The organism is Acidithiobacillus sp. TH-A117 (assembly GCF_057473465.1).
Genome location: NZ_JBYCKQ010000033.1, coordinates 39527 through 59210, shown reverse-complemented (window position 1 = coordinate 59210; position 19684 = coordinate 39527). Strand labels below are relative to the sequence as shown.

Below are 19684 nucleotides of genomic sequence, written 5' to 3'. Positions count from 1 at the left end.
CTGGTTTTAATGCTGACAATGGGAACAATAAGTCGTTGCCCGCCCTCCGATGCGTATTCCCTGCAAGATTTTTCCGCAGCGGATACAGGCTTGTCCTTCTCGTCCGTATACCGCCAGAGATAGTCGAAAATAGCCGTTTCTGCCATCCGGTCGGGTAAAATCCCGCAGCGTGGTGCCGCCCTGCTGAATCGCCGCCTCCAGCACCCTGCGCACTGCTTCGGCCAGACGCCGGTAGCGCTCCAGTGAAATCCGCCCGGCCGGACGGCAGGGATCGATGCCCGCGTCAAACAGGGCCTCATTGGCGTAAATATTCCCCACACCCACCACCAGATGGGCATCCATCAAAAAAGCCTTGACCGGAATCTGGCGCTGGCGGCTGAGGGCGTAGAGGTAATCTCCGGAAAACTCCGGCCCCAGAGGTTCCAGCCCTAGGCGGGAGATCAGCGGGTGGGCATCGGCGGCTTCCAGCCAGCACAATACACCAAAACGCCGGGGATCATGAAAGCGCAAGCAGATGTCCTGGGTGAACAGCAGGTCCACATGATCATGCTTGACTACCGGGGTTTCCCGGGGGAGTACCCGCAAGTGACCACTCATACCCAGATGCACCAAAATGCTGCCACTATCGAGATCCAGCAGCAAATATTTGCCGCGCCGGCGTATTTGCCGGAGCGGCTGACCGGCGATGCGGGCATCCAGATCAGGATTTACGGCGAGACGCAGACGTGGTTCACGGACAATGGCCCCCTGCAGGGTTTTTCCGACGAGGTGGGGACTGATACCCAAGCGGGTGACTTCCACCTCTGGCAGTTCAGGCATGATTCGGACTCCTGGCGGTCGTCACCCGTTCCCGGCCGGCGATGTCCGCATGGGTCTGCGCCTGCTGAAACTCCTGGGCGTGCAAGACCTTGCGCACGGCAGCCCCCTGTTCCCAGCCATGCTCCAGGAAAATTTGACCGCCGGGATGCAAGTGCTTCCCGGCACCCTGAATGATGCTTTCCAGACACTCCAGGCCACTGGGTCCGGCCACCAGCGCCGCCAGGGGTTCATGCTGCAGTTCCGGCAAATGGGGGTCGGCACTGGCAAGATAGGGCGGATTGGACACGATCAAGTCAAAACGCAGGGTCGGATCCAGGGGCGTGAACCAATCCCCTTCCAGCCACTCTACCTTTGCCCCCAGTTTCTCGCCATTGCGCCGGGCCACGGCCAGTGCCTCCGGACTTTGCTCCACCGCAAAAACCCGGGCCTGGGGTCGGGCCACGGCCATTGCCAGAGCCAATGCGCCAGACCCCGTACCCAGATCCAGAATCTGCAGGGTATTATCTCCAGCAGTTTCCGCCAGCGCCAGATGGATCAGCAACTCGCTATCAGGACGTGGTATCAGGACGGCCGTATTCACCTCCAGATCCAGCCCGTAAAAAGACCATTCACCCAGACAGTAAGCCAGAGGCACGCCCCGTAGGCGTTCATCCAGCCGCTTTTGCAAGCCATTTTTCTGATCAGAACTCAGGAATTGATGGGCATTGACCAGCAACTCGGCAGGGCGCAGCCCCAGACTCCGGGCCATCAGCCAGCGGGCTTCCTGGGCGGGCTGATCGGACACTGTCGCCAACTGCGCACTCATCCAGCGTTGGTACTCCTGAAAACTAGTCATCACCCAGATTTTGCAGCAAATCGGCCTGGTATTCCTTGATCAGGGGTTCAATGACCGCATCGAGATCTCCCGCCAGAATGGCTTCCAGCCGGTAAAGGGTGAGATTGATGCGATGATCGGTCAGACGCCCCTGGGGAAAATTGTAGGTGCGAATCCGTTCGGAACGATCCCCCGAACCAATCAGCAGACGCCGGGTTTGGGCGGCACTGCTCTGCTGCTTTTCCTGTTCCATTTCCAGGAGCCGGGCTTGCAGCAAGGCCATGGCCCGGGCGCGGTTCTTATGCTGGGAACGATCTTCCTGGCAGGCCACCACCAGACCTGAAGGGATATGGGTAATCCGGATGGCCGAGTCAGTCTTGTTGATATGCTGACCACCAGCGCCACTGGCACGAAAAGTATCAATGCGCAGATCTGCCGGGTTGATGGTGATTTCACTGACCGTATCCACTTCCGGCAATACCGCCACCGTACAGGCAGAAGTATGGATGCGGCCCTGGGCTTCGGTTTCCGGCACGCGCTGGACCCGATGCCCACCGGATTCAAACTTGAGCCGGGAATAGGCACCGCGTCCACTGATTTCCAGCACTGCCTCCTTGTAACCGCCCCGCTCGGATTCCGAGGCAGACAACAACAGTACCGTAAAACCCTGATTTTCGGCATAGCGGGTGTACATGCGCAACAGGTCTCCGGCAAAGAGGGCCGCCTCTTCCCCGCCTGTACCCGCGCGAATTTCCACAAAAACATTGCGCTCATCATTGGGATCTTTGGGTAACAGGCGCAAGCGTAAGGATTCTTCCAGGGCCTCCAGATCATGCCGTGCAGCGGCCAGTTCATCATGAGCCATTTCCCGCACATCGGGGTCCCGTTCGTCCAGCAGCATTTTTTCGGCTTCGTCATGATCCCGCTGACGTTGTTCGTGGCGACGCAACAAATCGAGTATGGGGCTGATTTCGCCCAGCTCACGGGAAAGTGTCTGAAAGCGCTGGGCGTCATTGAGCAAATCAGGGCTGGCCAGCATTTGGCTCAATTCTTCAAAGCGGAAGGCCAATTGCTCCAGCTGGCCCTGCAAGCGCGGGCTGAGACTCATCCTTCGGCGTCACTGAGATGAAACAGAATATCCAGAGCAGCGACCAGACTCTCATTGGTGGCTTCCTGACAGGGTTGCCGCAGGGTCGCAATGGGGTCATGCAGGACTTTATTCATTAAGGCTTTGGAAAAGGCGTCGAGGACCGCGTGAGGATCCTGACCCTGATCCAGGTAGTGCTGGAAACGCCGCACTTCGTCTTGACGACGTTCTTCGACGTGATCGCGCAAACGGCGGATGGCCGGAACCACGTCGAGACTTTCCCGCCACTGCTGAAATTGACTGACTTCATCGGCAATAATCAGTTCAGCGGCTGCAGCGGCTTCGCGCCGGGCGCGCATTCCCGCCTGGGCGATATCATTCAGATCATCCAGGGTGTAGAGGTAACACTTTTCAATGCTTTCCACCTCGGGGGCAATATCTCTGGGCACCGCCAGATCCACGAGCATCAAATCACCACGTTCACGCTGGGCCATGACGGCCGATACTGCCTCCCGACTGACGATGGGCTGGGTACTGGCCGTGCAGCTCACCACCACATCCACCTCATGGAGCAGGCTGGGGATCATTTCCAGCGCATGGGCATTACCGGCAAACTTGCTCGCCAGTTGTTCTCCCCGTTCCGGGCTACGATTGGCGACGGAAAAAGTGCTGACACCATGCTCGCGCAAATGGGTGGCGACCAGTTCGATAGTATCTCCGGCACCAATCAGCAATACCGAACGGCCTTCCAGGCCACCCAGCAACTGCTTGGCCAGACTGACCGCCGCATAGGCCACACTGACCGGTGCAGAACCAATCGCCGTTTCCGAGCGCACCCGTTTGGCCACCCGAAAAGTCCAGTGCAGCAGACGATTCAGTACCGGACCCGCCGAAGCCGTATCCGCAGCCACCTGATAGGCGTCTTTCACCTGCCCCAGAATCTGGGGTTCGCCAATGATCATGGAATCCAGGCCGCAGGCTACCCGAAACAAATGACGAACGGCTTCGGCATCGCTGGAGTGGTACACATGCCCATCCAGGGAGCGGGGATCAATTTGATGGAAAGCACTCAGCCAATTCTGCAGTGCCTGACGATTCAGGCCATGACCACCATGGACGTAAATCTCGGTGCGATTGCAGGTAGACACAATCAGCGCTTCCTTGGCGAGCCCCTGATCGAGTAGATCACGATGGGCCACAGCCAGAGATTCCGGAGAAAAGGCAACCTTTTCCCGAACCGCAATCGGAGCCGTATGATGACTTAAACCAAAACAGAAAATGGCAGCAACCGTCCCTGCAGAGCGACGTTGGAGGGGCTGAATTGTCGCCGACCGCGCTCAGGATTGCAAGCCGCTTCGCCAGCAGTTATTGTGCCTGCTGAAATGGGTTGATCCGGAGCATGAGGGCATGAGGAGTAAGCTGGGCGCTATGGTCGCAGGAGTACTGCTTGGCCTCATCGCCGGAAAAGCCCTGGCCGATACCAGCAGCGCGGGAATGACCGGCGAACAGTTGTATTACCTGCTGGTCGCCGAATTTGCGACCACCCAAAAAGAACCCAGGCTGGCCATACCGGCATGGAACGAGGCCGCCAAACTCGCTCCTGAAGCCAATGTGCTGGAACGTGCCACCCAGGTCACCGCCCGCTTTGGTGACTTTGACGACGCCCTGAAGCTGGTCAAGCACTGGCGGGAGCTGGCGCCGGACAGCGCCAAGGCTGACCAGTTCGAGGCTGCCCTGCTGCTGACCAAGGGTCAGGAACAACAAGCCATACAACTGCTCCAGGCGACACTGGCACGCTTCCCCAATGATCCAAAAATCATTTTGCAACTCTCCGAATTACTCATTGCCCACGGACAAAGCGGCGAAGCCCGGCGATTATTGACCGCTCTGGCAGACAAGGATCCCCATTCGGCCAGCGCCTATTACACTCTGGGCCGGATTGATCTGATGGAAAACAAGCCCGATCACGCTATCCCCTGGCTGGAGAAAGCCCTCAGCCTGCGCCCTGATTGGCAGGAAGCAGCCATTCATCTGGCGGAGGCCCTGCAAGCCACCCAAGGCCCGACGGTCGCCCTGCACAGCATCCAGTCTTTTACCGCCAGCCATCCCGATGCGACCCTGGCACATCAGTATCTGGCGGCTTTGTATCTGAAAATGGGAGGCCTGACCCAGGCTTATCGGCTGTATCAACAGATGGCCCGGCAAAATCCCGAAAATCCGGAAATTGCCTTGTCTCTGGGCATCATGGAAATGGAGCGACAGCATTGGCAAGCCGCCGAAAGCCAGCTCCAGCGCGCGCGCGATCTCGCCCCCCAATCTCCTGCGCCCATTTATTACCTGGGCAGGCTGTATGAGGCCCAGGGCCATTGGGCCGAAGCCCTGCAATGGTATCAGCGGATTCACTCCGGTCCCTTGTATTCCGATGTAGAACTTCGCAGCGCCCGGGTGGAATACCTGCTGGGGGATCACCAAAAAGCGCTGGATCATCTGCAAAAAATCGCAGCGGCACACCCTCAAGAGGTTCAGATCCCTCTGCTTCAGGCAGATCTGCTGCAAAGCAGCGGTCAGCCTCAGCAAGCCTTGCAGATTATCCAGAAAGCCTTGGAACATCTGCCAGACAGTGCCGAACTCTGGTATGCCCAGGGTGCCGTACAGGAACAACTTCAGGATTACCCGGCCATGGAGAAATCCATGCATCAGGTGATCCGCCTCGCTCCCGATAATGCCCAGGCTTACAATTTTCTCGGCTACAGCCTGGTAGAAAGAAATCAGGATCTGGCTGAAGCCGGCAAACTTCTGCACAAGGCCATTACTCTGGAACCGGACAACCCGGAAATTCTTGATAGCATCGGCTGGCTCCACCATCGCCAGGGCGACAATCAAAAAGCCCTGGAATATCTGCAAAAGGCCCATCAGGCCCTGCCCGACGACCCCGAACTGAGCCTGCATCTGGGACGCGTCCTGTGGGCACTGGGTCAATATCAGAAAGCCCGCGACGCCTGGCAACAGGCGCTGGATAAAAACCCCAATGACGCTTCTCTCCGCCAGGAACTTTCCCGCCAGCCATGAGATCAATTTTTCCTAAAATCCCTGCTCGGGCCTCGACCAGATCGTCCCTGCCCCGCTTTTTGGCGGGATCTCTTCTGGGGCTGATCCTGGCAGGCTGTGCCACTGTGACGCCCATCCACCCCGGCCCCTCCACCCTGCTCCCTACCAGCGAGCGTAATCAGGTGATTACCAGTCTGAAATACTGGCGGGCCAGTGGCGAAGCGGCTCTCAGCACGCCCAAAACCCATGAAAGCTTTGGCTTTCGCTGGGAACAATCCCCTCAGCTTCAGAAGCTGTCCATTTACGACCCATTGGGCAGAACCGTAGCGCGTATCACCGTAGATGCTACCGGAGCCCACCTGGAAACCATTAACGGCGAGCATCGCCAAGCCCAAAATTTGTCGACTCTGTTAGGCATGGTGCTGCATGTTTCCCTGCCCGCCCGGGAACTGCCGGACTGGATGCTGGGCTTACCCGGCAACAGCAGTACCGTCATTAATAACGCTGCAGGATTGCCGCAAATCCTCCGCAGCGGTCCCTGGCAGGTGCATTATCTACACTATGCTCCAGTCGGTGGACTGACCATGCCGCAATTATTACAGGCCAATGGTCCCGATGGCATCGCTTTGCGCATGGCTATTACCCACTGGCAAATGGGCCGTAGCGCGCAGCCATGAACATCAGCTATCCTGCCCCGGCCAAATTGAACCTGATGCTCCGGGTCATTGGCCAGCGCCCTGACGGCTACCATGAACTCCAGACGGTTTTTCAGTTCATTGATTTGGCCGATCAGTTGCAATTCAGCTCACAGCCACCGGGGCATTTTTCCCGCACTGGCGGCGCTGAAGGCGTCAGTGAAGCCGATGATCTCACCATTCGTGCCGCCCGATTGCTGATGGAAAGTGCCGGCATCCGTGAAGGCGTCCATATTCACATGCACAAGGTGCTGCCGCTGGGGGGGGGGATTGGCGGCGGTTCCTCCGATGCGGCCAGTACCCTGATCGTGCTCAATCGCCTCTGGCGCACCGGTTATAGCCGCGAAGAATTGATGACCTTGGGAAAACAATTGGGCGCCGATGTGCCGATTTTCATTTTCGGGCGTAGCGCCTGGGCGGAAGGCATCGGTGAACAGTTAACCGCTCTGGAGAATCTGCCCGAATCCCATTATGTTCTCTTGCATCCCGGCATTGCGGTCAGCACCCGGGAAATTTTTACGGCGCCAGAATTGACACGACAGCACCCGCCCAGCACAATAGGCGCGTTTCTCGGCGGGGCCATGAACAACACCCTCGAAAGCACCGTATGTACCCGTTACCCGGAAGTCGAACTTGCCATTCACTGGCTGCACAGCCAGAGTTTGCGGGATGTTCGTTTGACGGGCAGCGGTGCCTGTGTTTTCGGGGTTGCCGAAGATGCTGAAAGTGCCCGGAACATCGCCAGTCAGGTGCCTCCATCGTGGCGGTCCTGGGCGGTCAAAGGGTTAAATCAGCATCCCTTGTATGATCCTGCCGAGCATTGATTTAGTGGGGCGTAGCCAAGCGGTAAGGCACCGGATTTTGATTCCGGCATTCCCAGGTTCGATCCCTGGCGCCCCAGCCAAATTGTCCTCGGACTGTTTTGCCACCTGCTAAGAGAGAATGACATCACATGGCCCATGGCAACCTTATGGTGTTCAGTGGAAACGCCAATCCTGTACTGGCTGCCCAAGTGGCCCGCTTTCTGCAAATCCCCCTGGGTCGCGCTGAAGTCAGCTCTTTTAGTGATGGCGAAGTGTTTGTGGAAATCCTGGAAAATGTGCGGGGGCGGGATGTATTTGTGCTCCAGCCTACCTGCGCACCCACCAACGATCATCTCATGGAATTACTCACCATGATTGATGCCCTGAAGCGTGCTTCTGCCAATCGCATCACTGCGGCCATGCCCTATTTCGGCTATGCCCGCCAGGACCGCAAATCCCGTTCGCGGACGGCCATCACCGCCAAACTGGTGGCCGACCTTATTACCAGTGCCGGCGCCAACCGGGTGTTGACCATGGACCTGCATGCTGATCAGATTCAGGGATTTTTTGATGTGCCTGTGGATAATATTTATGCCTCACCCATCCTCCTGGGAGATATCTGGCGCAAAAGCTATCCAGAGCTGATTGTGGTCTCCCCCGATGTGGGTGGTGTAGTCCGTGCCCGGGCCATTGCCAAACGTCTCGAAGTAGATCTGGCTATCATCGACAAACGCCGCCCCCGTCCCAACGAGTCCGTAGTCATGAACATCATCGGCGATGTGCAAGGTCGCACCTGCGTACTGGTTGATGACATGGTGGATACCGCCAACACCCTTTGCGAGGCAGCCCATGCGCTCAAAGCCCAAGGGGCGGTCAAGGTCTGTGCCTATTGTACGCACCCGGTGCTGTCTGGCCCGGCCATGGAACGTATTGCCCGCTCCGAACTGGATGAACTGGTCGTGACCGATACCATCCCTCTCAGCAAAGAGGCTCAGGAGAGTCCCAAAATCCGGGTACTGTCCGTCGCCGAACTGATGGCTGAAACCATCCGTCGTATTGCCGAAGAAGATTCCGTCAGCTCCCTGTTCATGGATTGATCCGGGTTTTTCGCCTTGCGGCGAGGCCCTTCCCGTTGTATTATCTCGATTCATTATTATGGTGGCTGTAGCTCAGTCGGTAGAGTCCCGGATTGTGATTCCGGTTGTCGCGGGTTCGAGCCCCGTCAGCCACCCCATATAAAATCACTCAAATCTCATTGGCAAATATTTTCATCTGGCGATTTGATCCTTGAAGTAAAATCAGACATCTTGCAACCAAACGCAGGCAAGCAGAGATATTGATGAACAAAACCTCTGCATCTATACCTCGCTAACTAGAACTTTGCAGAAACGCTAAAGTAAACCAGTCTCGGTGCCCCCGCATAACCAACCAGGGCTCCTGCACCTAGAGGCCCGAATTGCCCAGAACTACCGCTATCCACCTGCACATACCTATTATATTTTCGGCCTAGCAGGTTCATGATTTCCAGCTTACTGCTGACGTACTTCATCCCCATAAGGTGCACCGGCACTTTCGCACCTAAAGAAAAATTCACCAAGGTGAACGCCGGCATTTTGATATCTGGAGATGGTGCATTCGTAATAGAGTCAAACACCGCCTGCGGGCCAGTGTACGTCATCCACAACCGGGGCTCTAAATCTATCCCTGCGATGTAGTTCTGGGTATATAATCCCACATTGGCCGTTTGCGCTGGCACATAAGGCAGGGGCAAACCACTGTATGATTTTCCACCTTGCAATGTATAATTGGTAAAATTTGCTTTCTCAAAGCTCAGGTTGCTAAACAGATGCAACCAATATACCGGTTCATCTTCTAAAGAAATATTCACGCCATCATAATCGGAAGTTCCCTGAGCATTGATAACCGAATTGTCAGGCAGCGTAATAGGTATAAACTGATTCGAAAAATGCAGAAAATACCAGTTCACACTCGCGAAGAAATTATGTAGATACGCGGCACTTTTCACATGAAATTTCATTCCAGCCTGGTACTCCTGACCCTTTTCCAGACTTAAAGCACTGGTTGGGATACTCTGAAATACGCCACCACCATCATCTGCTGCACCTGGCGTCTTGTACGCCACTGCATAACTGGCAAACAGCGCAAGATGATGAGTCGCTCTCCAGTTAATCGCCAACGAGGGCTCTACTTGTTCATAGCTTTTGGAGGACGCAGGAAGACTGGCATCAGCACCCTTAGGATCCAGAGCACAGGCGCTCGGCGATTCTGCACACATGTTGGGGGTGTAGCGTGTTTGATAGCCTACGACGCGAACTCCAGGAGTAATGTCCAAAGACTTGATCGGTGAGATACGGTCCTGCAAATATGCCGCCAAAGCAGTTGAATCAAAGGTTTTATACAAATACGTTTGTTTAAAAGCTGCTGAAGGATCATAAGTACCGTAAGGAAAATTATTATTTTCCACTGTATAGCGTTCATTGATAAAGTACCCACCGTACTCCAGTTCATTCCAGGGCAGATGTGTCACAAAGCTCAGCTTGTCTCCATAAGCATTAGTGTGTGGAGTATAATACTCATAATCTTCCGGAAAGAAGCGACTAATCTGATAATGCAAGCGATCACCATGACGAAACCACAGCATGTTGTGCAGTTCAGTATGCGCACCAATATCAACATTGATTTTTTGATAAATCATCCATAAGGTATTACTATCGTCCTTATATGGTAGTGCCCGATAAAATCCGGACGTTTGTTGACTATAGAGTGGACCAGGAATAGGTTTTTTATGTACATCCTGCCCATTGATAGTAATACCTTCAATCGGGTAAAGAAGCTGCATAAAGGGTTTGTAAGACTGCCCTTTTGCCAGATAGGCGCCCAGGCTCACATTACCATTTTTAAACGATTTCACCCCTTTGAAATACCAGGCATAACTGTAACTCGACATATTACTACTGCCGAACGGTCTGACAATCGAGCCCGCTGGAGCGCTCAAGTAACTGTTCCCGGAGCTTGATCCACCCCCGATTACTGCAGCAAAGCCGTCGTGCTCGCCAGTGTTGATGGCGAAGTGAATATTCTTGAAATCATAACTTCCATAGGACATGCCAATGTTTCCACCCGCTTTTTTGGTGGGTTGCAGGGGGATGTAGTTGATAGTACCGCCGATACTATTGTACCAGCGGTTTTCCGGATTGCCGGGTCCGTAAGTGAGTTGAATGCCACTAATCAGCGATGATTGGTTCACATCGGGAGAAGCCCATAATCCAGTGGCCAGATTGGCCATAGGTACACCATCGAAAGTCGTGGCGATACTCCCATCGTCAATTGCACCACCAGGTATGTGCCAACCCTGTTTGACACCATTGATACTAATCTGGGTTTTGCCGCCGCCTGTGGCCGTATAACCGCTGATCACATTAACCCCTGGCGCCATACTTAACATTTCATTACCGGACGCCCCCGGGCCTGCTGCTTCAATCTGCTTTCTACCAATGACTTTCTCGGCCAGACCCGATCGAAATATCTGGCGTTTACTGGGAACTGCTGATTTTTTAGCTACATAAACTGAGGAACCATCCGCTTTGGATACTTCCCCTATATTTAAAGCATGGTCGTCTACCGCACTTTGGGTGGGTGCGGTAACAAGCTCAGCAAGAGAGGTATCGGAGTGCAACGCGCAAAGTGCGAGTAACAGGCTGGTTGTTACTCGCGAAATATTTTTTGCTGTCATACGCATGTCCTTTGGCAACGATTGAATTGAACAAGGAACAGAAGTATAGACATGTAATATGACAATACGATTAAGCTTTGATGACAGAATGATGACACTGCCAAAATTCTCAGATGATCATATATCTTCTTATTGTGAACATTTATGATTACAAATAAGGGGCACCATCAGAGGTACTGCCGGTTAGAGAATGCCAAAACAAAGGCCCCGGCAGAAACCCGCCGGGGCCTTTTCACATACACTACAGCGATAAATTACTTCATCATCGCCTTTTTGAACATGCGCTCTACCTTCTCATTGGCTTCTTCAGCCTTCTGGTTGGCAGCATTGGCAGTGCTCATGGCCTGATCAGCCGTGCTCTGCGCGGCATTGGCCTTGCTCAGGGCGTCGGTAGCCGTGCTCTGCGCGGCATTGGCCTTGGCAAGAGCCTCGTTGGCGGTGGACTGCGCGGCGTCAGCCTTGGCAGAAACCTTGGCGAGGTCAGAACTGGTAGCGCAACCGGCCAGGCCCAAGGGCAAAATCAGCGCAGTTACTTTCAAAGCGGTGGTGAACTTGCTCATAGCAGTCTCCTTTGTTGGGTTGGAAAACGAGCAGAGGAATAATAGCCAAAAAAACAACAATACGCTAGTACCATTTATGCTATTACATTGTACTGGCCGCATTTTGACTGCAAAACCTGCAACCCCCTGCTTCGGACATCGCCAACCACCACGCAAGCATATGTTCTTAAACAATTAAAATTATCTTCTTGATTTTTCCTTTATTTTTTATAAAATATTGTTCCGTTTGATGATTTGAGAAAGAAGTCCTACTCAAAATCGGAGATATGCATGATTAAAAGCCTATCCACCGGCGTGGGGGTCGCCCTGATAGCTTTGCTTTTACCCAATGCTCTGGCCCTGGATCCTTCCGGATTGCCTGCCGGCATACTCACGCAGATCGTTCAAAAAAAGCTCGCCAGGACTGATCCTGCCCATCCAGATGCTCTGGAAAATACAGGAGATCAGCCGCATCAACAGACAGCAACCCCTGACAGCCCTGGAGATGGAGCGCTGATCGCCCGCCATCAGGTTTTTTATTTGCGCCGGGTGACGGCATATAATGCCCTTCCCAGCCAAACCAATGGAAATCCAGGGATGTCCGCCTGCGGACCCACTCGCCCGGGTCAGATTGCCTTGTCTCCGGATCTTTTTCTACGTAGAAATGGCAGTAACCGCTGCGGTGAAAAAATCGACATCATTCTCCCCTCAGGCACCATCATTCATGGTGTGGTCTGGGATACCATGAGCCCACGCTTCCACATGGCTGCAGACATCCTGATGGGCAGTGTGCAACAGGCCCTGGATTTTGGGGTCAGGCAAGCCCGTCTACGCTTTGTCCACGCCTATCACAGCGCCGCGCACGGCGTCTGACCTTTTATTCAGAGGGGCCCGGCAGCCATCAGCGCCTCTATGTCGGCGATTTTCTTGGGAACCGATTGGGAAAGAATTTCCGGCTCGCCCGCAGTCACTACCACGTCATCTTCAATGCGAATGCCGATTCCCCGCCATCTTTCCGGCACGGATGGATTGGCTGGTGCGAAATACAGTCCCGGCTCAACAGTCAATACCATGCCTGGTTCCAGTGGCCGTGAGGACTTGTCGGCGCGACGATACTGCCCGACATCGTGCACATCCAGCCCCAACCAATGTCCGGTGCCATGCATGTAGAAAGCCTTGTAGGCGCCCTGCTCGATCAGCGCATCACGACTGCCGGTGAGGATTTTCAGGTCACGCAACCCATCCACCAGCACCTTGACGGCCTCATCATGATAATCAGAAACCGGACGACCCGCCCGCACTGCGGCAATTCCGGCTTCCTGGCCAGCCAACACGATTTCATAGATTTCCCGCTGGGCCGGACTGAACTGACCGTTGACCGGAAAAGTCCGGGTAATATCTCCTGCATAACCCGCAATCTCTGCACCAGCATCAATCAGGACCAGATCACCATCCCGTAATTCAGCATTATTTTCGGTGTAGTGGAGAATACAGCCGTTTTCACCGCCTCCGACAATGCTGGGATAAGCCACACTGGGTGAGCCCAGACGCCGGAAAACATGCTCCACTTCCGAACAGAGCGCATACTCCATCATTCCAGGTTGGCATTGGCGCATGGCATGCCGATGTCCGGCGCCACTGATGCCTACAGCAGCCCGCATACATTCCAGCTCAGTTGCGTCTTTTAATAACCGCATTTCGTGAATAAGGCTGCCGACATCAACAACCTCTTGAGGATAGCGTACACCTTGACGCGTTTTGCCTTTGGCCAGATTGCGCCAGTGCATCACTCTGGCATCAAAATCGCTGCTCTGGCCCATGGGATAGAACAACAACTCCCGATTTTCCAGCAACCCGGGCATCTGCTCGTTCAGGTCATGGATGGAATAACATTGATCCACCTGGCATTGACTGAGGGCTCCTTCCAGGCCCGCCCGCCGTCCATCCCAGGTTTCCCGGGCTGGGTCACGGGGGCGACAGAACAGGATCTGCTCTCCGTCAGGATGACCGGGAACCAGCACCAGTACGGCTTCGGGTTCATTAAAGCCAGTAAGGTACAAAAAATCACTGTCTCCCCGAAAGGGATATTGCACATCGCTGTTACGCTGCTTGGGAAGAGCGGTAGGAATAATCGCCACAGAGGCGTCATGCATTTTCTGCATGAGCTGGCGTCTGCGGGAAACATAATCGGGAGTAGGTAATTGGGTCATGGGGCATATCTCCTATGGCCCCATGATGCCACAAACGCGGTTGGGTTAAAAATAGTTACCCGTTACAAGCCGCAAAACGTGACTATCGGAGGTACATCACTGCATGCAATGGGCCCCGAGAACTAGTGCATGGCCGCTTCGACTTCCTTGGCAAAAGCCGGATCCGTCTGGGTCTGCTTGAGCATGTTCGAATACTCAGCAGCGCTCAGGTGATTACTCTCCAGCACCTTATCCACTTTTTGCATATAGGACCTTTTGACCGCATCCTGCTTTGCTTTACTGACGCCTTTCTGACTGATTTCAGCATGCGCCTGCTCATTCAACGGTTTGATCTGTTGCACCGCATGGGCAAAATCTTTCACCTGGGCAGGACTTGCCGCCGTGGCGGCAAAAGCCATGCTGCTGCCCAATCCCACAACACCCAACGCTGCCAGCACAAGACCGGAACGAAGGGACTGAATCAATGATTTCCGCATGCTATTTCTCCTCTTGGACAAGCAAAATAAACGACATATATCAGTATATTATGTGAACACTTGGCAAACATACAGTCGCTACCCTAACGGCTCCCAAGCGATTTTGCAAGCCGTCCCCATCACCCTAAAATGCGGCATCCATGGCGTCCCCGAGGCGCAACGCCGCAGTGATCCTGAAATTGTCAGGGGCCGGCAACTGATCACTGCGCGGCATTATTGCTCCGGTGAAACCCAGCTTGACGGCCTCACGAATACGTCCCTGGGCATCGGCCACAGGCCGCACTTCTCCTGCCAGACCCAATTCACCAAAAACCACCCGCCGACCTGTCAGTGCCTTGTTGCGAAAACTACTCAATAAAGCCATCGCCACCGCCAGATCCGCAGCAGGCTCATTGACCCGGATACCTCCGGCAATATTGACGAACACGTCCTGATCAAAAAACTGGGTATCCCCATGGCGGTGCAAAATTGCCAGCAGCAAGGACAAGCGATTGGGATCCAGGCCAATGGCCACCCGGCGGGGATTCGCCAGAGGGCTGGGGGTCACCAGCGCCTGCACTTCGACCAACAGTGGGCGGGTGCCCTCCTGGGTGGCCAGGACGACGCTGCCGGGCACTGGTTTTTCATGTTGAGAAAGAAACAGTTGGGAGGGGTTGGCGACCTCCTTGAGCCCCGCTTCCTGCATCTCAAAAACCCCTAACTCATTGGCGGCACCAAAGCGGTTCTTGATGGCGCGGACTATCCGGTAAGGACTGCCCGCTTCACCTTCAAAATACAATACAGTATCGACCATATGTTCCAGCACACGCGGGCCGGCAATGGCACCCTCCTTGGTGACATGCCCGACCAACCAGAGGGTCGTGGCGCTGGCTTTGGCAAAACGTACCAGACGCGCCGCACATTCCCGCACCTGGGCTACCGATCCGGGCGCGGATTGCAGACTGTCGGTGTACAGGGTCTGGATGGAGTCCACCAGCAACAAATCGGGTTTTTCTGCCTGGAGCAGGACTTCGAGGGCTTCCAGATGGTTTTCTGCCAGTACCCGCAGCGGGCTCCGGGCGATGCCAAGACGTTGCGCGCGCATAGCAACCTGGGCGGCAGACTCCTCTCCGGTCACATAGAGCACCCGGCTGTTCAGGCTCAGATGATGAGCAGTCTGCAACAGCAGGGTGGATTTGCCGATACCCGGCTCGCCGCCCAGCAATATGGCCGCCCCCGGCACTTGCCCGCCGCCCAGCACCCGGTCCAGTTCCTGCAATCCCGTTGTGCGACGGCCCAGATCTTCCAGAGGGACGGCATGGAGAAACTGCGGCGGGCTGGCATTACTGAAAGCTGTTTGCGCACGCAGACTGCTTTTTTCAACCCGCTGTTCCACAAAACTGTTCCAGGCACCACAATCCGGGCAGCGGCCCAGCCATTTGCTGCTGTTGCTGCCACAGTCCTGACAGACGAACACGTTTTTATCCCGGCTCATGGACCCAGCCTGCGCGGCACCCGCATCTGAATACGGCAACTCATTTCGTATGGAATGGTATCCAGGCTTGCAGCCATGAACTCCAGCGCAGGACCTCCGGCACCCATCAAATGCACCACGCTGCCAATATCTGCCTGAATATGGGTAATATCCACAAAGAGCATGTCCATACTGACCCGCGCCAGCGTCCGGGTGGGCTGGCCGGCCACTGTTACCGCTGTGTCCGTCCCCAACTGACGTGGATAACCATCTCCGTAGCCCGCCGCAACCACGCCGACCCGACAAGCCGCCGGAGCCTGCCAGGTGGCACCATAACCCAACCATTCACCCGCCTGGAGCTGACGCGTGGCGACAATCTCGCTGCGCCAGGAAAGTACGGGTTGCAGGCCGATATCAATCCCGTTCCGGTCGGCAAAAGGAGACAATCCGTAGAGCATCAACCCCGGACGCACCCAGTATTGATGGGCTGCGGGCAAGGCCAGAACAGCGCCGGAATTGGCCAGACTATGCTGCCCCAGTGTCTGCCCGGAAAAGCTCTGCAGCGCCTGGTCAAAAACCCCGATCTGTTGCGAATTAAAAGGATCTTCCGGATGATCCGCGCGGGCCAGATGACTCATCAGCCCCAATACCTGCCAGTGTGGGTAGGCCTGCAGTTTCGCGAAAATTTCCGCAAGGCCCTCGGGCGCAAAACCCAAACGATGCATTCCCGTATCCACCTTGATGAAAACCTGCAGGTCCTGCTGCGCCGCCCGATTTTCCAGCCAGCGTAACTGACGGTCTTCATGAATGACCAGCCAATATCCCCGTTCTGCAGCCACAGATACTTCTTCGGCGGCAAAGGGGCCGCCCAGCAGGCAGATGGGCTTGCCCAGATTCAAGGCATGGATGGTTTCGGCTTCTTCCAGGGAAGCCACAGCAAAGGCATCCACTCCGGCAGCCGCCAGGACCGGGGCACAGAGCTGCACATCATGCCCGTAGGCATTGGCCTTGACTGCCGCCATGATTCTGGAACGGGGCGCGTGGTCTCGGGCCACACGGAGATTATGGGCCAGAGCAGAGCGGGAAATTTCAGCGACAATCGGACGGGTCATGATCGTTATCATACCCCAAGGCAGGCTGAAAACCCGAGTAAAAATTCCGGAAAACGAAAAAGCTAGTGGGGGTAGTCGCCACCCGTCGGGGCATAATTTTCAAAGCGGGTGTACTCTCCGAAAAAGCTCATTCGCACGGTGCCGATGGGACCATTGCGCTGCTTGCCGATAATCACTTCGGCAATACCCTTCACTTCTTCGTTGTCCTTGTTGTACACCTCATCCCGATACAGGAACAAAATCAAATCGGCATCCTGCTCAATGGCGCCTGACTCGCGCAAATCCGACATCTGCGGCCGCTTTTCCGTCCGGTTTTCCAGACTGCGATTGAGCTGGGACAGGGCAATGACTGGAATGGCCAATTCCTTGGCGAGAGCTTTCAGGGAACGGCTGATTTCGGATATTTCGGCCACCCGGTTGTCTCCCCGGCCAGGAACCTGCATGAGCTGCAGATAATCCACGACAATCAGATCGAGGCCCTGTTCCCGCTTCAGACGCCGGGCCCGGGAACGCAAATCTGCCGGCGACAGGGCCGCCGAATCATCGGCAAAAAGCGGGGCCGTACCCAACTCGCCGATAGCGTGGGCCAATCTCGGCCAATCGTCGTTGCCGAGGGTGCCGTTGCGCAGCCGGTGCTGGTCCACCCGCCCCCGGGACGACAAGGCGCGCAAAACAATTTCGTCGGTAGGCATTTCCATGCTGAATACCAGCACGTTTTTACCCTCCACACAGGCCACATGCTCAGCAATATTCATGGCAAAAGAGGTTTTGCCCATACTGGGACGTCCCGCCACAATCACCAGCTGGCCGGGATGCATCCCGGAGGTTTTTTCGTCCAGATCGACGAAGCCGGTAGCCAGACCGGTAACGCCCTTTTTTTCGCGGGCGATAGCCTCAATACGGTCAATCACGGCGGGCAGGGCCTCTTTCAACTGCAAGAACCCTTTGCCAGCCCGCTGCTGGCCTTCGGCCAGACGAAAAACCCGACTTTCGGCTTCATCCAGCAGGGTATGGGCAGCCCGGCCTTCGGGTCGGTAGGCCAATTCGGCAATTTCCCGACCAACCCGAATCAGCTCACGCAAAACAGCCCGCTCCCGGACAATGCGGGCATAGGCCAGTACATTGGCGGCAGAGGGAGTTTCATTGGCGAGCAGAAGCAGATATTGAACGCCGCCCGCATCGGCGAGCTGTTCGTGATCCTGCAAGGTCTCGGACACCGTGACTGCGTCAACCACGCGCCCGGCGTTGAGCATATCGTGAATCGTCTGGAAAATCAGCCGATGACGACGTTCATAAAAATCTTCGGCAGCGACAGCTTCCATGACCTGATCCGCAGATTCCGGATCAATCAGCAGCGCGCCAATCACCGATTGCTCGGCTTCAATAGAATGGGGCGGCGCTTTTACACCAGCGCCGTAGTCATCCCCTTCATACAAGATCGCTGCCTCGACCGGTCAGAAAATCAGGCCCGCTCGACAAACACCATGACATCCAGCTCGACTTCAGGATGCAGATGGACCCGCGCCGGAAATTCACCAATCCGCTTGATGGGGCCGTCCACCAGGCGGATTTCGGTATGGGCCACTTCATGTCCCTGGGCCTTGAGAGCCGCACTGATATCATGCAAACCCACGGAACCGAACAGGCGGCCATCTTCACCCGCCTGCAGGGCAATTTTTACCACGGCCTCCGCCAGGGCGGCAGCGCGCTGCTGAGCAGCCTGCAGACGTTCCATTTCAACCTGCTCCAGGGCAGCCTTGCGCTCGGCAAATTCTTCCAGATTGCGCTGGTTGGCGACTACCGCCTTGCCCTGGGGCACCAGAAAGTTACGTCCATAGCCAGGTTTGACTTCAACCACATCGCCCAGACGACCTAATTTGTTAATCCGTTCCAGCAAAATCACTTTCATCTTCCAAATCCTCCCAAAAATCCTTGCAAAACGTTCCTCAGGAACGCGGTCTCAATAGTCTATGCCGCAAGTGGAACACCCGATCCAGCACCCCCAGCACACTCAGCACCAGCAGCAGCTGTGACAACAAAATCAGGACGATATACAGCCCCACCAGCGCCATTGCCGGCCAGCCCCTGGCCGCAAACCATAAATGCACAAAGCTCAAACCCTGCAAAAGGTACCAGGTTCCCAGCAGCAGCCCCAGATTCTGCAAAGGCCAGGCCCACGGTCCGTGCAACAGGCTGACACCCAGCAGGGTCGCCACCACCAGCCAGATCAGCCATCCCGGCAATTCCAGATTGCCGTAAACCCGTTGCGGCCGTTCCAGGCCCTGATACCGCTCTAACCAACGGCTGGCCAGCAGGGCTGCCAGCATCCACAGTAAAACCAGACCGGCAGCCGCGATCCCCGGCAACAGAGGCGCCATCCGCAACACGGCAGTCATCTGTGCATTGCTGATCTCCGCACTGAGCGGCTTCAGCATCTGCATCATCTGGGTCTGCCAGAATCCTGGCCCGGCTCCCAGCGGGACTACCCACAACATCAGCACCAGCGTCAGCAGAGAGAGGCCCATCAGCACCCAGACCACCCCACTCCACTGGGTATCCCAGCGCAGCCCCTCGCCCAGCAAACGGCCGGGCAGCCAGGCCACCAGGACAAACATCAGCCCAAACCAGGGGTTGAGGGTAAAGAGCATGCTGGCAATGCCAGCGATGACCAGTACCTCCAGGCTTTCCTTGCGACCTGCCTGCACCGTTACCAGCGCCACCAGGGCCACGCAGTTCAAAAACAGCGGCGCCGCCAGAAAGGGAACCAATCCGGCCAGACTGAACAGAACAGCAATACTTAAACCGGCTTGCCAGCGTCCGCTGAGAAACCAGCGCAGAACTCCACCCTGTGGCAGCGCCGTCACCGCTCCGTCA

General features: G+C 55.7%; 18 protein-coding genes and 2 tRNA genes. 7 read left to right on the top strand and 13 right to left on the bottom strand.

Annotated features, from left to right (window positions below):
- Positions 1-6: 6 nt before the first annotated feature.
- The 4 genes from mutM to hemA are packed head-to-tail and all read right to left on the bottom strand — an operon-like array spanning position 7 to position 4000.
- Positions 7-819: a bifunctional DNA-formamidopyrimidine glycosylase/DNA-(apurinic or apyrimidinic site) lyase gene (gene mutM / locus AC2VLR_RS08395; protein ID WP_486881723.1), complete on the bottom strand. Its 813-nt coding sequence runs from the start codon at positions 817-819 to the stop codon at positions 7-9.
- On the bottom strand, positions 812-1654 hold the full coding sequence (prmC, locus tag AC2VLR_RS08390) for a peptide chain release factor N(5)-glutamine methyltransferase (protein ID WP_486881722.1): 843 nt from the start codon (positions 1652-1654) through the stop codon (positions 812-814). The genes mutM and prmC overlap by 8 nt, the downstream gene beginning before the upstream one ends.
- Positions 1647-2741 (bottom strand): peptide chain release factor 1, encoded by a 1095-nt coding sequence (prfA, locus tag AC2VLR_RS08385; protein ID WP_486881721.1) that lies wholly within the window; start codon positions 2739-2741, stop codon positions 1647-1649. The genes prmC and prfA overlap by 8 nt, the downstream gene beginning before the upstream one ends.
- Positions 2738-4000 (bottom strand): glutamyl-tRNA reductase, encoded by a 1263-nt coding sequence (hemA, locus tag AC2VLR_RS08380; protein WP_481124201.1) that lies wholly within the window; start codon positions 3998-4000, stop codon positions 2738-2740. Before hemA ends, prfA begins: the two co-directional genes overlap by 4 nt.
- Positions 4001-4127: 127 nt before the next feature.
- On the opposite strand from hemA, the gene AC2VLR_RS08375 reads away from it, so the two are divergent.
- The 6 genes from AC2VLR_RS08375 to AC2VLR_RS08350 all read left to right on the top strand — a co-directional run bounded on the left by AC2VLR_RS08375 (position 4128) and on the right by AC2VLR_RS08350 (position 8500).
- Positions 4128-5789, top strand: coding sequence for a tetratricopeptide repeat protein (locus AC2VLR_RS08375; protein WP_486881720.1), 1662 nt, complete (start codon positions 4128-4130; stop codon positions 5787-5789).
- Positions 5786-6445: a lipoprotein insertase outer membrane protein LolB gene (gene lolB / locus AC2VLR_RS08370; RefSeq protein ID WP_486881719.1), complete on the top strand. Its 660-nt coding sequence runs from the start codon at positions 5786-5788 to the stop codon at positions 6443-6445. Before AC2VLR_RS08375 ends, lolB begins: the two co-directional genes overlap by 4 nt.
- Positions 6442-7287, top strand: a complete 846-nt coding sequence (gene ispE / locus AC2VLR_RS08365; RefSeq protein ID WP_486881718.1) for a 4-(cytidine 5'-diphospho)-2-C-methyl-D-erythritol kinase — start codon at positions 6442-6444, stop codon at positions 7285-7287. The genes lolB and ispE overlap by 4 nt, the downstream gene beginning before the upstream one ends.
- A gap of 5 nt (positions 7288-7292) precedes the next feature.
- Positions 7293-7367 (top strand) — tRNA-Gln (locus AC2VLR_RS08360).
- Positions 7368-7415: 48 nt separating this feature from the next.
- A complete protein-coding gene (locus tag AC2VLR_RS08355; RefSeq protein WP_101537768.1) occupies positions 7416-8363 on the top strand; it encodes a ribose-phosphate pyrophosphokinase in 948 nt (315 codons plus the stop codon).
- A gap of 61 nt (positions 8364-8424) precedes the next feature.
- A tRNA-His gene (locus AC2VLR_RS08350) sits at positions 8425-8500 on the top strand.
- A 138-nt stretch (positions 8501-8638) separates the two neighbouring features.
- Here AC2VLR_RS08350 and AC2VLR_RS08345 read toward each other — a convergent pair.
- Positions 8639-11020 carry a TonB-dependent receptor gene (locus AC2VLR_RS08345; RefSeq protein WP_486881717.1) on the bottom strand — a complete coding sequence of 794 codons (2382 nt, stop codon included), beginning with the start codon at positions 11018-11020 and terminating at the stop codon, positions 8639-8641.
- Between the two features lie 254 nt (positions 11021-11274).
- On the bottom strand, positions 11275-11580 hold the full coding sequence (locus tag AC2VLR_RS08340) for an Lpp/OprI family alanine-zipper lipoprotein (protein WP_215842630.1): 306 nt from the start codon (positions 11578-11580) through the stop codon (positions 11275-11277).
- 270 nt (positions 11581-11850) lie between these two features.
- Here AC2VLR_RS08340 and AC2VLR_RS08335 point away from each other — a divergent pair, with 270 nt between their 5' ends.
- Positions 11851-12432 (top strand): RlpA-like double-psi beta-barrel domain-containing protein, encoded by a 582-nt coding sequence (locus AC2VLR_RS08335; RefSeq protein ID WP_486881716.1) that lies wholly within the window; start codon positions 11851-11853, stop codon positions 12430-12432.
- A gap of 8 nt (positions 12433-12440) precedes the next feature.
- Here AC2VLR_RS08335 and pepP read toward each other — a convergent pair whose 3' ends face one another.
- The 7 genes from pepP to AC2VLR_RS08300 form a co-directional block, all read right to left on the bottom strand.
- Positions 12441-13769 carry a Xaa-Pro aminopeptidase gene (gene pepP, locus AC2VLR_RS08330; RefSeq protein WP_486881715.1) on the bottom strand — a complete coding sequence of 443 codons (1329 nt, stop codon included), beginning with the start codon at positions 13767-13769 and terminating at the stop codon, positions 12441-12443.
- 122 nt (positions 13770-13891) lie between these two features.
- Positions 13892-14245: a DUF4168 domain-containing protein gene (locus tag AC2VLR_RS08325; RefSeq protein WP_486881714.1), complete on the bottom strand. Its 354-nt coding sequence runs from the start codon at positions 14243-14245 to the stop codon at positions 13892-13894.
- 124 nt (positions 14246-14369) lie between these two features.
- Complete coding sequence (gene radA / locus AC2VLR_RS08320; RefSeq protein ID WP_486881713.1) at positions 14370-15719, bottom strand: DNA repair protein RadA; 1350 nt, start codon at positions 15717-15719, stop codon at positions 14370-14372.
- Entirely contained in the window at positions 15716-16810 is a 1095-nt protein-coding gene (alr, locus tag AC2VLR_RS08315) for an alanine racemase (RefSeq protein WP_486881712.1), read from the bottom strand. The genes radA and alr overlap by 4 nt, the downstream gene beginning before the upstream one ends.
- 62 nt (positions 16811-16872) lie before the next feature.
- Positions 16873-18246: a replicative DNA helicase gene (gene dnaB / locus AC2VLR_RS08310; protein WP_486881711.1), complete on the bottom strand. Its 1374-nt coding sequence runs from the start codon at positions 18244-18246 to the stop codon at positions 16873-16875.
- Between the two features lie 26 nt (positions 18247-18272).
- The gene (gene rplI / locus AC2VLR_RS08305; protein WP_486881710.1) at positions 18273-18719 is read right to left on the bottom strand and encodes a 50S ribosomal protein L9; all 447 of its coding nucleotides are present in this window, start codon (positions 18717-18719) and stop codon (positions 18273-18275) included.
- Positions 18720-18756: 37 nt separating this feature from the next.
- Positions 18757-19674, bottom strand: coding sequence for a DUF2232 domain-containing protein (locus AC2VLR_RS08300; protein ID WP_486881709.1), 918 nt, complete (start codon positions 19672-19674; stop codon positions 18757-18759).
- Positions 19675-19684 lie beyond the last annotated feature (10 nt).

Coding starts and splice junctions, on each gene's coding strand:
- mutM (WP_486881723.1), bottom strand. CDS start 819: ATGCCTGAACTGCCAGAGGTGGAAGTCACCCGCTTGGGTATCAGTCCC.
- prmC (WP_486881722.1), bottom strand. CDS start 1,654: ATGACTAGTTTTCAGGAGTACCAACGCTGGATGAGTGCGCAGTTGGCG.
- prfA (WP_486881721.1), bottom strand. CDS start 2,741: ATGAGTCTCAGCCCGCGCTTGCAGGGCCAGCTGGAGCAATTGGCCTTC.
- AC2VLR_RS08375 (WP_486881720.1), top strand. CDS start 4,128: ATGAGGAGTAAGCTGGGCGCTATGGTCGCAGGAGTACTGCTTGGCCTC.
- lolB (WP_486881719.1), top strand. CDS start 5,786: ATGAGATCAATTTTTCCTAAAATCCCTGCTCGGGCCTCGACCAGATCG.
- ispE (WP_486881718.1), top strand. CDS start 6,442: ATGAACATCAGCTATCCTGCCCCGGCCAAATTGAACCTGATGCTCCGG.
- AC2VLR_RS08355 (WP_101537768.1), top strand. CDS start 7,416: ATGGCCCATGGCAACCTTATGGTGTTCAGTGGAAACGCCAATCCTGTA.
- AC2VLR_RS08345 (WP_486881717.1), bottom strand. CDS start 11,020: ATGACAGCAAAAAATATTTCGCGAGTAACAACCAGCCTGTTACTCGCA.
- AC2VLR_RS08340 (WP_215842630.1), bottom strand. CDS start 11,580: ATGAGCAAGTTCACCACCGCTTTGAAAGTAACTGCGCTGATTTTGCCC.
- AC2VLR_RS08335 (WP_486881716.1), top strand. CDS start 11,851: ATGATTAAAAGCCTATCCACCGGCGTGGGGGTCGCCCTGATAGCTTTG.
- pepP (WP_486881715.1), bottom strand. CDS start 13,769: ATGACCCAATTACCTACTCCCGATTATGTTTCCCGCAGACGCCAGCTC.
- AC2VLR_RS08325 (WP_486881714.1), bottom strand. CDS start 14,245: ATGCGGAAATCATTGATTCAGTCCCTTCGTTCCGGTCTTGTGCTGGCA.
- radA (WP_486881713.1), bottom strand. CDS start 15,719: ATGAGCCGGGATAAAAACGTGTTCGTCTGTCAGGACTGTGGCAGCAAC.
- alr (WP_486881712.1), bottom strand. CDS start 16,810: ATGACCCGTCCGATTGTCGCTGAAATTTCCCGCTCTGCTCTGGCCCAT.
- rplI (WP_486881710.1), bottom strand. CDS start 18,719: ATGAAAGTGATTTTGCTGGAACGGATTAACAAATTAGGTCGTCTGGGC.